Origin of the sequence: Microtetraspora sp. NBRC 16547 (assembly GCF_030268965.1) — a bacterium.
Taxonomy (GTDB): domain Bacteria; phylum Actinomycetota; class Actinomycetes; order Streptosporangiales; family Streptosporangiaceae; genus Microtetraspora.
Genome location: NZ_BSSE01000128.1, coordinates 1 through 270, shown reverse-complemented (window position 1 = coordinate 270; position 270 = coordinate 1). Strand labels below are relative to the sequence as shown.

Sequence of the window (270 nt, the reverse complement as noted above, 5' to 3'; positions counted from 1 at the left end):
CGGCGCTTGCCGGGCACGGTGCCGAAGCCGTGCGCGATGCCATAGCCGCCACGATCGCTACGCTGCCCGAGCACCTGCGTAGGTCACTGACCTGGGACCAGGGCGCGGAGATGGCCCAGCATGTTCAACTGCGCATCGACACAGGGCTGGAGGTCTACTTCGCCGACCCGCACAGTCCCTGGCAGCGCGGCACCAACGAGAACACCAACGGCCTGCTGCGACAGTACTTTCCCAAGGGAACTGACCTGGGCAGGCACAGCCGAAACGATC

Annotated in this window: 1 protein-coding gene; it reads left to right on the top strand. The window is 65.9% G+C overall.

All coding sequences use genetic code 11. The annotated features are described in order from the left end of the window. Window positions 1-270 (top strand): IS30 family transposase (locus QSK17_RS35900; RefSeq protein ID WP_285711156.1); only part of this gene is annotated, 270 nt, incomplete at both ends.